This window comes from Capnocytophaga gingivalis (genome assembly GCF_002302415.1).
GTDB classification, from domain to species: domain Bacteria; phylum Bacteroidota; class Bacteroidia; order Flavobacteriales; family Flavobacteriaceae; genus Capnocytophaga; species Capnocytophaga gingivalis.
Genome location: NZ_CP022386.1, coordinates 1,244,186 through 1,257,768 on the forward strand (window position 1 = coordinate 1,244,186; position 13,583 = coordinate 1,257,768).

Consider the following 13,583-nt stretch of genomic DNA (forward strand, 5'->3'; position numbering starts at 1 on the left):
ATGAATTAAAAGAAAGCTATGGCTAACCTTAAAGAGATCCGAAACAGAATATCTTCGATCAACTCCACTATGCAGATTACCAGCGCGATGAAGATGGTATCTGCTGCTAAGAGCAAGAAAGCACAAGAGGTCATCACCGCGATGAAGCCCTATGCCAATACTTTGGGCACCTTGCTTCAATCACTTAAAGATGCTTTGGGCAATGAGAATCCATTCCTCGAAAGAGCCGAAGAAAAGCGTATTCTTATAGTGGCTATTACCTCTGACAGAGGTCTCTGTGGAGCGTTCAACTCTGCTGTGGTTAAGCATACTCTTTCTCTCCTACAAAAATACCAAGGAAAAGAAGTAGAGGTGCTCACTATCGGAAAAAAAGGAAACGACATCCTCAAGAAGACAGATAAGGTAAGCCGCTATTGCGAAGGATTCTATGACCACATGGATTTCCAAAAAACAGCCTCTTTAGCTCAGGAACTTATCGATGCCTACCTATCAGGCAAGTATGATCGTATCCTATTAGTATACAATAGCTTCAAGAATGTAGCTACCCAGATCCTTACCGAGGAAGTGTTCCTTCCTTTGCAAATCTCAGAACAAGAAGAAGCGGCTCAAAGTGAATACCTCTATGAGCCTTCTGCCCAAGAGATTGTTCAGGGGCTGATTCCTAAGAGTCTCAAGTTACAGATTTACAAAGTATTGCGTGATTCCTTAGCTGCTGAGCATGGGGCTCGTATGACGGCTATGCACAAGGCTACGGACAACGCTACCGCACTGCGCGATGAGCTCACCCTCACTTACAACAAAGCCCGACAAACAGCTATCACCAACGAAATCCTCGAAATCGTTTCTGGTGCCAACGCCCTTAACGGGTAGGCAGTGAACAGAGGTCAGTGAACAGTGAACAGAAGTCAGTGAACAGTGAGCAGAAGAATAATCTTTAATCATTGATCATTAACCATTGAACGTTGAACATTATTCATTAATCATTGAACGTTGAACATTAATCATTATTAAAAGTTGTACATTTGTAAAATATACCAAGGAGCCATTATTGTGAATGGTTCCTTTGCTTTTGAGATGTTGGGAGGTGATTTTGTCACCTTTGCCAAGGGCGCCTATAAGCACTTAGGGATTGACTATCCCAAGTTCTTCAAGATGGACGCCCTAAGCAAGCTCGCTTTCTTGGGAATGGAGTACCTCCTCCCTACCCTACCCTCTGAGGAAAAAGAGGATATGGCGCTGCTCTTTGCCAACCACTCCGCCAGCTTGGACACCGATCTGAGACACCAAGCCTCTATAGAAGACCCTAAGAACTACTATCCCTCTCCTGCAATATTTGTATATACCCTACCTAATATCTGCTTGGGAGAAGTCGCTATCCGCCACAACCTAAAGACGGAAAACTCTTTCTTCGTATTTGACCAATATCCCGAGGATTTTTTTGATTCCTATAGCCACTACCTCCTTCAAAAGGGCATCGCAAAAAAAGTCCTCTGCGCATGGGTAGAACTCATGGCGGAGGACTATAAGTTATTAATTAACGTATTAGGATAAAAGTATTCTCTTAGTAGGTATAAGTGGTAACCGTATTTCCTCCTTCAAATATTTCTGTTTTCTTGGTAGGATAGCCTTTGTCATTAGTCTCATAGGTATACGTATAAGTTCTAGAATTTGTGTGACCATTGTCATTATAGGAATCTGTTCTCTTAGTATACATATTGTAGCTATGATCTGCATCATAAGGACTGTAGTTGTAGAAATAGCTAGGATCAAGTATTCTACGCTCAAAAGAAGCATCAGGATTCTTTACAGCAGTATTATATTCGTATTCTTGGGTATTAGTGAATCTTACAGTACCTAGGTCATCCTTACTTTCTTGTAAAAATTTGGTCACATTTCCATTCACTATGGTATAAGTATTGGTGCTATTAGGAGTAGAGCTGTTCTTTTCTACCACTGTAGTCGCATTAGGATACTCATAGGTGACTTGATAGGTCGGGTGAATAGCTTTAGAGACCTTACCTTCGGCATTGTATTCAAATTTTACTACCTGAGTAGAACCTTCTCTGGTATTCTTCATCTCAGTGATTTGGTTTTTCTCATTGTAAGTATATTCTGTTTTATTAGTAAAACTTCCATTATAGGTTTCTTCTACTACTGTAGGATATTTCTTGTCCGTGTAAGTAACATTAGTAGTTCTAGTAGCAGTAGCATCTTTTACCCCATTTTGGTAACGTTCTCTAACAACCGTTTTTACCTTGTTGTTCTCTAGGGTATAGGTAGTTTGGCTGTAGTTTTGGTCATCTCCTCTTTTTTCAGTAGGATATACTGCAGGTACTTCTGAAGGAGTTACAGGGTTACCCCCTCCATTATTTCCTCCCCCATTGTCATCACTTTTACTGCAAGCCGCTCCCACAAGAGCTATACTTGCTAGGATAAACATTTTTTTCATGATATTTTTACTTTTAAAATTACATGGCAAAGATATTTATTTTTTCGATAGCTACAACAAAAGTATAAAAAACTACGCACGAATTGTAGAAAATGGTGCACGAACGGTAAAAAAAGTGCTTTTTTAACAAAAATAGGTTCTCCTTAAGAAAATCCTCTTATAGTAATAAAAAAATCCTCTGTACATGGAGGAATCCATCACAGAGGACTATAAGTTATTGATTAATGTAGATAAAAGTTATCTCTTAGTAGGTATAAGTGGTAACCTTAGGAGTATTTCCGGCTTTTGTTTCTGTTTTCTTAGTAGGATACCCTTTATCATTTTTCTCGTAGGTATATGTAGCAGATATTCTTTTAGGGAGTTCATACTGACCATCGGTTCCTGATTTAGTGATTTCAGTAACTACATTTTTGCTTCTTTCTGGAGAATAGCGATCTTCCTCAAGATAATAATTAAGGTCTACTAATTTCAGCTCTAAAGAGGCATCAGGATTTTTTATAGTAGTGTCATATTTGTATTCCTCTACGGCACTACCTATGACTTTTCCTTGGTAGAATCTTTCCAGAACCTTTTTAGTAAGATTTCCATTTTCAAAAGTATAGGTCAAAGATTCATTCGTATTCGTACTATTTTTTTCCACTACAGTATTTGCAGTAGGATATTCGTAAGTAATCGTATAAGGCTGTTCATTTGTAGCAGAGAAAGTCATTTTAGAGAGTCTTCCCTGAGCGTCGTACTCATGTACATATCTTGTTGTTATATTATTATGAGTAGCTTTGATCTCTTCGATCTGATTTTTCGCATTGTAGATGTACTCTATTGTACGAGTTTCAGTATCTTGCGTTTGCTCTAATTTGGAGGGAAGTCCTTTGGCATTATAAGTAACATTAGTAGTAATGGTCTCGTTATTTACCTTTTGACCATTTACGTAATTATCTATAACCACACTCTTTACTTTGTTGTTTTCTACGGTATAAGTAGTGAGGTCATATTCTTGGTCAGTTCCTTCTTTCTGAGTTGGGAATACTGCAGGCTCCTCTGTGATGAAAGGGTCGCCACTTATCGTGCTGTTGCTTATTACTTTGTTTCCTCCTCCATTGTAGACACCCACGTTGTCGTCATTTTTACTACAAGCCATTCCTACAAGAGCTAAACTGGCTAGAATAAACATTTTTTTCATGGTATTTACTTTTATTATTTATGGGCGCAAAGGTACTTATTTTATTCGGCAACCATACTCTTAAAGCAAGAAATTTTTCATGAAATGTACAAAATCGTGCACGAACGGTAAAAAACACTCCTTTCTTAACAAAAAAGAGGCTACCCTTTTCGGATAGCCTCCATATCAGTAATAAAACCAAATAAATTTCTATATACTAATAGTGAAAATGTTCACTCTCATGCATAAGAGGGTGATTTTTCTCCACTAAAGGAGCCTTGGTAAGGGTGCGGAAGGTAACAAAGGTAAAGAGTCCAAAAAAGAACAATACACTACCTATTTCACCTGCTCCTATGCACCACTGATCCCCTACTGTAGCAGGCATGATCATATTGAAGAAATCCAAATAGTGTCCTACTAGGATAACTACTGCCATGGTTCCTACTACCCAAGGTTTGCGCTTGATATCGGAATCCACCAAGATAAGCAGTGGCAAAAGGAAGTTGATAGCAAGCATGCTCAGTACGATAGGCTCATAGTGCTCTAAGCGGGTTACGAAGTAGGTTACTTCCTCTGGGATATTGGAGTACCAATACAAGAGGTATTGGGAGAACCAAAGATAAGTCCAGAAGATAGAGAACCCGAAGAGGTATTTGGCCAAATCGTGCAAGTGACTGTCATTGACATGCTCTAAGTAGCCTTGGCTTTTGAGGGTTACAGTAACTAAGATAATAGCTGCAATAGCTGAAGCAATCAAGCTACCAAATACGTACCAACCGAATAGGGTACTGAACCAGTGAGGATCCACACTCATCACCCAGTCCCAAGACATCATGGACTCACTCACGAGGAAGAATACCAAGAAGCCTGCTGACCATTTGAAAGCCTTGACGAATGGACGATTATCATGTGCCTGATCCTGTGCTTTGGAGAGCTTGCGAGTAATCTGGCGATAAGCAATCCAGCCAAGCATATATACGGCAGCACGCACCAAGAAGAAAGGCACATTCAGGTAGCCTGTCTTGCCCTGAATTACCTTATCATGCGCCACTACCGCAGGATCCATCCAGATAAAAAGGTGATTGAAGTGTAGGCCTGAGAATACCAATAGGAGGAAGAAAATAAGTGCTCCTATAGGCAAATAGCCTGTGATACCCTCCATCACTCTAAAGAGAATTGGAGCCCAACCTGCCTGAGCAGCTCGGTTAATGGCGTAAAATGCCAACACCCCTAAGGAGATAAGCATAAAGAACAAGGCCGCTACGTAGAGGGCTGCCCAAGGCTTATTCTGTAATAAGTGTAGCACATGCTCAGCGTGAGCGGGATCATGGCTGGCATGAGCGCCCAAAGCCTCCACTGTACTGGGGGTAGCGATAAAGCTATACCCTATGCCTAAAAGCCCCACTACCATACTGATGATGGCTACTAATTTGATTTTTCCTGAAAACGAATACATAATTCTTCTTATCTTAAGTGGGTTATTTGTTTAAGAGTTTGTTACGGAGTTGCTCCACATAGAGGGCTACCTGCCAGCGCTCTTTCTCAGTGATCTGAGAAGCGTATGAGCCCATGGCATTGCGTCCGTGATAGATAACGTAATAGATACTTCCTTGGGTAATCTCCCTATCCTTATAGTTAGGCACCCCTAAGTATTTGTCACGCTGTACCAAGATTCCCTGTCCGTCCCCTTCAGCACCATGACACACCATACAATAGATGTTGTATAGAGCCGCTCCTTCCTTTAGGTGATCCTTCAGGGCTAAGCTATCGGCCAGTAGTGGGTTCTTTAGGTTGGCCTTAGCCTGCTCATACCCTTCGTTTGTATTAGGGTAGAGAAAAGGCATCCACCCACGCTTAATAGTGTGCTCTGGTGGAAGCTGTGCCTCCATGCCATTCTTGAGGGCTTGGTTCCCTTGGGGGGCTTCCTGATAGGTCTCGTAGCCCACAGGGAAATACATGTCCGTATCGGCCATGTACTGATAGTTAGGCTTGTCCTTATGGAAGCAAGAGGTAAGGGCACAACTTGCTATCAATAAAGAGAGTATATATCTTTTTTTCATATCTGAATTGCTTTTTTGTCTGCTAATTTTACCTCTACTGCTCCGGTGGATTCTAAGAATCTCACCACTTCTTGCTCGTTGCCATCACTGGCTACTTCCATAAGGAAATGGTCATCGGTGGTACGAGGATCTGGATTCTCAGCCTTCTTATAGGGATATAGCTTACTACGCATGTAGAAAGAGATTACCATAAGGTGGGCAGCGAAGAATACTGTCATTTCGAACATGATAGGCACGAAAGCAGGTAAGTTCGTGATATACGTAAAGTTAGGTTTTCCCCCAATGTTACGTGGCCAGTCATCGATCATGATATATTTCATCATCAGGGTAGCCACAGTAAGCCCTATACACCCATAGATGAAAGAAGCGATGGCAAGGCGTGTGTGCTTGAGTCCCAAGACCTTGTCAAGCCCATGTACAGGGAAAGGTGTATATACCTCCTCGATCTTGAGGTTGGCTGCGCGCACTTTCTTGACGGCGTCCATCAGCACGTCGTCGTCGTTATAGATTGCATGTACTACTTTCTTACTCATAACTAATGGGAATTATTAGGGTTAGCGTCTCTTAATTTTTTATATTTCTCTCCGGAGGATTTGAGGATGGATTTCACCTCAGCTTGTGCTATCACTGGGAAAGTACGTGCGTACAAGAGGAAGAGCACAAAGAAGAATCCGATAGTTCCTGTATAGATCCCTATATCGATAAGGGTAGGAGAAAACATCGTCCAAGAGGAAGGTAGGTAATCGCGGTGCAAAGAGGTTACGATGATCACAAAGCGCTCGAACCACATCCCTATATTTACTACGATAGAGATACAGAAGGAGAAGAGGATACTACGGCGTAACTTCTTAATCCACATGAACTGAGGTGAGAATACGTTGCAGGTCATCATCATCCAGTAAGCCCACCAGTAAGGTCCTGTAGCACGGTTAAGGAAGGCATATTGCTCATACTCTACTCCAGAGTACCAAGCCACGAAGAGCTCAGTGATATAGGCACAACCTACGATGGATCCTGTGATCATTACCACAAGGTTCATCAGCTCGATGTGTTGTAGGGTGATATAGCTCTCAAGGTTGCAGACCTTACGCATGATGATAAGCAAGGTATTTACCATGGAGAATCCCGAGAAGATCGCCCCTGCCACGAAGTAAGGCGGGAAGATGGTGGTATGCCAACCAGGGATTACAGAGGTAGCAAAGTCAAAGGATACGATGGTGTGTACAGAAAGTACCAAAGGGGTAGCCAATCCTGCCAATACCAAGGATACTTCCTCAAAGCGTTGCCAGTCCTTAGCGCGACCACTCCATCCGAAGCTCACTAAGCTATAGATTTTCTTTTGGAATGGTTTTACAGCTCTATCGCGTAGCATGGCGAAGTCAGGCAAAAGCCCTGTCCACCAGAACACTAAGGATACAGAGAGGTAAGTGGAAATCGCGAACACGTCCCATAGTAGAGGGGAGTTAAAGTTCACCCACAAGGAACCAAATTGGTTAGGTATAGGAACTGTCCAGTAGGCCAGCCAAGGACGCCCCATGTGAATAATAGGAAAGAGACCCGCCTGTACTACCGAGAAGATAGTCATCGCTTCGGCAGAGCGGTTGATGGCCATTCTCCATTTCTGACGGAAGAGTAACAATACGGCGGAGATTAGGGTACCAGCGTGACCGATACCTACCCACCATACAAAGTTGGTGATGTCCCAAGCCCAACCTACGGTCTTATTCAATCCCCATACGCCTATCCCCGTAGATACGGTATAGACGATACAGCCCAATCCCCACAAGAAAGCAGTAAGGGCTATTGAGAATACTATCCACCAAAGGCGATTGGCTTTCCCTTCGACAGGGCGCGCTACATCCACAGTAACATCGTGGTAGGTCTTGTCGCCTACTATTAGTGGATTGCGTATAGGTGCTTCGTAATGCGATGCCATATTTTTTAGTTTTGAGTTTCGGGTTTTGAGTTTTGAGCTACTAACTAAGCACTCAAAACTCAAAATTATTAACTATATTAATCGTTGTTTCTTACTTTTACTTGATAGAATACGTTAGGACGTGTACCGATATGTTCGAGTAGGTGATACATACGCTCGTCCTTGCTTAGGGTTACGATAGGATCCTCTGGGTTGTTCATATCTCCGAAGGTCATCGCTCCAGTACCACAGGCTGATGCACAAGCGCAAGCGTCGTTGAACTCTCCTACCTTCACCTGGCGGTTTTCACGCTTAGCACGTAGGATTACCGCTTGGGTCTCTTGGATACAGAAAGAACATTTTTCCATCACCCCACGAGAGCGTACCACTACATCTGGGTTGAGTACCATCTTACCATAATCATCGTTCATATGGTAGTCGAACTCATTGTTATTGCTGTATAAGAACCAGTTGAATCGACGTACTTTGTAAGGACAGTTATTAGCACAATAGCGAGTACCTACGCAACGGTTGTAAGCCATGTGGTTTTGTCCTTGCAATCCGTGAGAGGTAGCTCCTACTGGACAAACAGTCTCACAAGGGGCATTGTTACACTGCTGGCACATTACTGGCTGAAAGACCACTTGTGGATTATCAGAAGGGGTTTCCATTTCTCCGAAGGTAGAGAGTGAAGCACTTAGCCCTTCTATACCTTCTACTTTCTGCATATCACCCTCGAAGGACTCTTCTGAGGAGTAGTAGCGGTCGATACGCAACCAGTGCATATCGCGTGAACGCCTTACCTCACTCTTACCTACTACAGGCACGTTGTTCTCAGCATGACAGGCAATCACACAAGCCCCACAACCGGTACAAGCATTTAGGTCGATAGAAAGGTTGAAGAAATGCCCTGTAGAGTTGTCAAACTCTTTCCATAGGGTCACAGAAGTAGCTTTTACCTCCTTGTGATCAAGGGATACTTCTGGTTTTTTGTTCCACTGGTGGACATCCTTGGTAAGGAATTCCTCTAAAGTGGTTTCCTTGACGATATCTCCACGTCCCATAAGAGTATTGTGGAGCTGTACGCAAGCATATTCGTGAGTACCCTCTGCTTTTTTGATAGAGGCTACGGGTTGTACTGGGTTAAGGTTGTTGTAGAGTGCATACGCATTGACCCCTACTTGCATTTCTTTCTTCATGCCGGCCTTTCTTCCGTAACCGAAAGCAAGTCCTACCGAACCTTTTGCCTGTCCTGGTTGGATAAGTACTGGTACTTTGAGCTTCACATCGCCTACTTGTATCTCGGCATAGTCCCCATCGAGACCGCCATTGGCTACGTGCCAGTTCTTGATACCGAGCTCTTTAGCATCGGCAGCGGACATGGTTAGGTAGTTATCCCAGCTCACACGGGTGATTGGGTCAGGGAGTTCTTGTAGCCAAGGGTTGTTGGCTTGTTGTCCATCCCCGAGACCGGTTTTGGTATATAGGGTAAGCTCAAATCCTTGGGCAGGGGCAGCTGTAAGTGCAGTGAGCATAGGGGCTACATCTTGCACAAAGGATTTTTCTGCTAATACACGCTCTTTGGAAGAGTGATAGAATCCATCATGTTGCGCTTTTTCCCAAGCATATCCCTCGGCGAGGATATTGGCTTTCCAGAAAGCTTTGATATATTCGTAGTAATTGGCATCCTTACCAGCCCATTTGAGAAGCGCCTCTTGCAATTGGCGGGTATCAAAGAGAGGACGGATGGTAGGTTGCATGAGGGAGTAATAGTCTGCACGCATACGTACATCTCCCCAAGACTCCAAATAGTGAGGAGCCGCAGCCAAGTAAGTAGTTTTCAGCGCTGTCTCATCTGCACGGAGTGTGAAAGCCACAGAAGTACCTACCTTCGATAGGCCAGACTCAAAAGCCATAGCATCGGCAGCAGGAAGGGTGTAGAGAGGATTCACATTCGAAGTGATCAGTACCCCTACCTTACCAGCATTCATATCTGTCAAGAGCTGCTTTAGGGCTGCGCTATTTCCTTGGCGGATATATACAGGATTATCATAGTTAAGCACTTGGCTGTGAAGTACTTCCTCGTTAATTTCCAGTGCAAGGCTTTGTGCATTGACATCCTGAATACCTGTAACCACTACCGCTTGTCCGCCTGCTTTCATAGCTTGCTCAGCGGCTTTCTTGAGGGCTGCTTCTGCACGCTCAGGAAGGCTTCCTCCTACGCTCTTACCACAGAGGTATCCGTAGAATTTGGCCAAGGCAATCTTAAGCTCAGAAGGTTTTAGCGCTACACGTACATCGGCATTGGCACCAGAGAGAGACATGTTGCTTTCGAATTGGTAATGCTTGGACATCTTACCGGTTTTGGTAGGGATACGTCCTTTGGCATATTCCTCTTCGTAGCCTCCTTGCCAGTCAGCGATGAAGTCTGCTCCGAAGGAAACAATTACTTTCGCTTTGGAGAAATCATAGTCTGGTAAGGCACGCTCGCTATATTTCTTTTCGAAAGCAAGTACAGCAGCTTCTTCTGAAACAGCATCGTAGATTACATGCTTAGTATTAGGATATTTTTCAGTAAATTCTTTGATAAGGTTCTCTGTAGAAGGGCTGGCGAGAGTACCTGTAAGGACAACAATCTGTTTTCCTTGTGCTTGTGCGTCATTGAGCGCCTTCACTACGGCTGTATCAAGTGTATCCCAAGTGATATTTTCAGACCCTTTCTGAGGATTTTTGGCACGTAGGCTATCATACATAGAGAGTACAGAAGCCTGTACACGGGCATTACCACAGCCACGGAAAGAGGCTTCGCGGTTGTTCTCCACACGGATAGGGCGTCCTTCACGGGTTTTGACAAGGACAGAAGCAAAGTCAAACCCATCGGCCATAGTAGTGGCATAGTAGTCAGGGATACCTGGGCGTATCTGCTCAGGGAGTACTACGTAAGGGATAGCCTTGTGTACAGGTCCTTCGCACGCAGCTAAGGCAGCCGCAGCAGTAGTGAAACCTACATACTTAAGGAAGTCACGGCGTGTGGTGGAGCTCTCCTCCATCGCTTCTTGGTTGCCCAAGAATTCATGTTCGCCTGAATATAAGGTAGGGAGCTTATCAACAAACTCATTTTGATGAATCTGCTCTATCACGGGGTTGTTTGTATCCAACTCCTCTACACTTCTCCAATATTTTTTTTCTGATGACATGTTCTTAATTGTTAATTGTTAATTGTTAATTGTCAATGACTTTATGACTCTTTCTTTATCACTGGTTACTTTTCATTAATCATTAATCATTGAACATTAATCATTATTAGTAGTGGCACTTACCACACTCTAAACCACCGAGCTCGGCGATAGTAAGTTTTCCTTTACCTCTTTTCGCAGCCAATTGTTCATGTATTTTTTCATAATACGGATTGGCATCATTCACTTCGGTAGTGCGGTGGCAGTTGATACACCATCCCATGGTAAGGGGTGCATGTTGCTCAACCACTTCCATAGTTTGTACGTCGCCATGGCACTGTTGGCAAGCCACTCCTGCTACAGTAACGTGCTGAGAGTGATTGAAGTACACATGGTCAGGAAGGTTGTGGATACGTGTCCATTTTACAGGTTTTTGTACTCCTGTATAGGCCATATTTTCAGGATCCCAACCCACTGCTTGGTATAGTTTTTGGATTTCCCCATCGTAGAACTCTTTGGTATACTGAGCGGTTACAGGTCCGGTATACTCATCGATAGTCTTATGACAGTTCATACATACGTTCAGGGAAGGGATACCTGCAGTCTTGGAAGTACGTGCTGCTGAGTGACAGAACTTACAATCTATCTGGTTGTCCCCAGCATGGATTTTGTGAGAGTAGTGAATCTCCTGTATTGGCTGATATCCTTGGTCTACACCCACTTGCATAAGATAGCCATAGGCAAAGTAAGTAGAGGTAAAGAACAAGAGAAGTCCTACCACAACGGTAATAATTTTATTCTTTACAAAGACATTCCACAAAGGATAGTATTTACTTTGTTTGAGGTATTCTTCTTGGTTGTTTTCTTTGGCTAACTTCTTGATTTCGCGATTGGTCTTGAAGACAATAGCCAAGAAGATAAGTAAAAGTGCTGCAGAGGCGATTCCCAATACCAAAGCAAGAGATCCTTTGCCTTTGGGCGCTGTAGGAGCTACAGCAGGAGTGTCGGTAGCTGCAGTAGCTGTATCTGAGGTAGCAGTAGCTGGAGTATCTGTTGCAGGAGGGGTAGCAGGGGCAGCAGCTTCTGCTTTAGAAGGATCAGCGATATAGGCCAATACATTGTCAATATCCCCATCGGAGAGGATACCGTCATAGGCAAGCATAGGTACTTTGTTGTACTCTTCGAAGATAGCTATAGCATCCTTATCACCTGCATCGATAAGGGCTTTGCTATTTTTGATCCACTTGTGTAGCCACTCAGCGGACTTCCTTTCGGTAATACCTCCCAGTGGAGGCCCTACGAGCTTGCCATCTAACTTATGACAAGCCGCACAGTTGGCTTTGAACAAGTCCTTCCCCTTAGCTGCATCCCCCGAGGCGTCTTGTCCAAATAAGTAAATAGGGAGAAATGCTGCTAAAAGCCAGAACTTCTGCAACTTACTTCCCTTATGGTTCTTACTCTTTTTCATATAAAAAAGCTATTAAAAAAACAAAAACTATCGATTTTTTATGTATGATAACTAAGGGAACTCCCCCTATATATATCACGGTGCAAAAATATAAATTCTTAATGAAATTTAAAAGAGGGCAATGCCTTTTTCTTGTAATTTGTAAAAAGTCTAAATAAGATGAAAGTGAAGAGGTAAAAAGTGGCTATTCATTTTCACTTTTTCAGTTCTTCTGAGGTGAAGTGGAAGTATTTGTTTTCCTTTTGAGTAGCTTCCTCCTGAGCAGCATTGTCCTTGACTACATAGAAATAAGTGCCTGTCTCCAAATCCTTAACTAAGGCTACATCTCCTGTATATCTTCCTACAGAAAACTTCAAACAGACTCTATAATGCGGCAACTTGAGTACTTGTGCTACGTAAGTGGCTACTTCTTCTTTAAAAGAAGGATTATAAGAGATATTTTCTCCATTACACTTGAAAACATACTTTGCAATAGAATTAATATCGTTAATCTGCTCTGCATCCTGAGCTAATTGCTTATCGTAATCGAGATCTCCTGTACTTTTGATTAGGTAAAGTACCCCTTTGGATGATAAATGAATATAGAACTTACCCAAATCGGCGTCTATTTTTTCATAATTCATCTGACATCTTATTCCAGAAACAGAGAAAGAATCTACATGAAAGGATACATAATGTCTATTTATTTTTTCATAGACCCCAAGAGTAGAAGGAGAACAATCGCCCTCAGATGAGGTAAAAGAAGAAGCAATAAAAATCTTATTCTTAATAAAGTTTATTTTGTACCCTCTTTTTTCTTTAGTTTGCCTTTCTAAACGATACATATCCATAGAGGTTTTTTTTCCAAAGAGTTCATAGAGATACCACTCACCTTTTATCTTATTTTGAGTGAATGCTAAAGTATAACTTCCTAAAAGAAGTGTGAGAATAATTAGTCTCATATTGTTTGATTTTATACAGAGTACAAAGTTAGTGAATTTTTTTTCTAATAGCAACCAGAACGAAATTCTTTTTTTGGGGTTAGGAGTATTAAGTGTGAGTGCTTTGGGAGGTTTCATTCATGGTATTCTGCTAAGTGTGGGAATGATTGTTTTACAGACTCTTATGGTACTTATGAAAAAATCAATGCGTTTTATATCCGCTTTCATCTTAGCAAAATAACCAATAGTTGTGATGTAAAGACTCAAAGAAAGAAGGAAACTAGCCTTTATTATATATAAAGTATCTGAGAGAGAAATATACCTTATCAAAAGTACAGGCGACCTGATAAAAGACCAACAAAAAGCAGTGAACAGTAAGCAGTGAACAGTGAGCGGTAAGCAGTGAACAGTGAACGGTAAACAGTAAACGGTGAGC

The 13,583-nt window shown here is 42.5% G+C and carries 11 protein-coding genes; 2 read left to right on the top strand and 9 right to left on the bottom strand.

The genetic code is table 11. The features are described from left to right. Positions 1–18 precede the first annotated feature (18 nt). Positions 19–870 carry an ATP synthase F1 subunit gamma gene (atpG, locus tag CGC50_RS05755; RefSeq protein ID WP_095910056.1) on the top strand — a complete coding sequence of 284 codons (852 nt, stop codon included), beginning with the start codon at positions 19–21 and terminating at the stop codon, positions 868–870. 144 nt (positions 871–1,014) lie between these two features. Beyond that, positions 1,015–1,551: a 3-oxoacyl-ACP synthase gene (locus tag CGC50_RS05760; RefSeq protein ID WP_095910057.1), complete on the top strand. Its 537-nt coding sequence runs from the start codon at positions 1,015–1,017 to the stop codon at positions 1,549–1,551. A 10-nt stretch (positions 1,552–1,561) separates the two neighbouring features. Here CGC50_RS05760 and CGC50_RS05765 read toward each other — a convergent pair whose 3' ends face one another. The 9 genes from CGC50_RS05765 to CGC50_RS05805 all read right to left on the bottom strand — a co-directional run bounded on the left by CGC50_RS05765 (position 1,562) and on the right by CGC50_RS05805 (position 13,168). Continuing rightward, on the bottom strand, positions 1,562–2,449 hold the full coding sequence (locus CGC50_RS05765; protein ID WP_095910058.1) for a hypothetical protein: 888 nt from the start codon (positions 2,447–2,449) through the stop codon (positions 1,562–1,564). A 244-nt stretch (positions 2,450–2,693) separates the two neighbouring features. After that, positions 2,694–3,629: a hypothetical protein gene (locus CGC50_RS05770; protein WP_095910059.1), complete on the bottom strand. Its 936-nt coding sequence runs from the start codon at positions 3,627–3,629 to the stop codon at positions 2,694–2,696. 196 nt (positions 3,630–3,825) lie between these two features. Further along, a complete protein-coding gene (locus CGC50_RS05775; protein ID WP_002667445.1) occupies positions 3,826–5,064 on the bottom strand; it encodes a hypothetical protein in 1,239 nt (412 codons plus the stop codon). A gap of 22 nt (positions 5,065–5,086) precedes the next feature. Next, positions 5,087–5,668 (bottom strand): c-type cytochrome, encoded by a 582-nt coding sequence (locus tag CGC50_RS05780; protein ID WP_002667576.1) that lies wholly within the window; start codon positions 5,666–5,668, stop codon positions 5,087–5,089. After that, positions 5,665–6,201 carry a DUF3341 domain-containing protein gene (locus CGC50_RS05785; RefSeq protein ID WP_095910060.1) on the bottom strand — a complete coding sequence of 179 codons (537 nt, stop codon included), beginning with the start codon at positions 6,199–6,201 and terminating at the stop codon, positions 5,665–5,667. The genes CGC50_RS05780 and CGC50_RS05785 overlap by 4 nt, the downstream gene beginning before the upstream one ends. Before the next feature lie 2 nt (positions 6,202–6,203). Next, a complete protein-coding gene (nrfD, locus tag CGC50_RS05790) occupies positions 6,204–7,604 on the bottom strand; it encodes an NrfD/PsrC family molybdoenzyme membrane anchor subunit (protein WP_002667263.1) in 1,401 nt (466 codons plus the stop codon). Between the two features lie 77 nt (positions 7,605–7,681). Further along, positions 7,682–10,780: a TAT-variant-translocated molybdopterin oxidoreductase gene (locus tag CGC50_RS05795; protein WP_095910061.1), complete on the bottom strand. Its 3,099-nt coding sequence runs from the start codon at positions 10,778–10,780 to the stop codon at positions 7,682–7,684. 106 nt (positions 10,781–10,886) lie between these two features. Further along, the gene (locus tag CGC50_RS05800; protein WP_095910062.1) at positions 10,887–12,227 is read right to left on the bottom strand and encodes a c-type cytochrome; all 1,341 of its coding nucleotides are present in this window, start codon (positions 12,225–12,227) and stop codon (positions 10,887–10,889) included. A 194-nt stretch (positions 12,228–12,421) separates the two neighbouring features. Continuing rightward, a complete protein-coding gene (locus CGC50_RS05805) occupies positions 12,422–13,168 on the bottom strand; it encodes a hypothetical protein (protein WP_095911297.1) in 747 nt (248 codons plus the stop codon). Between the last annotated feature and the right edge of the window lie 415 nt (positions 13,169–13,583).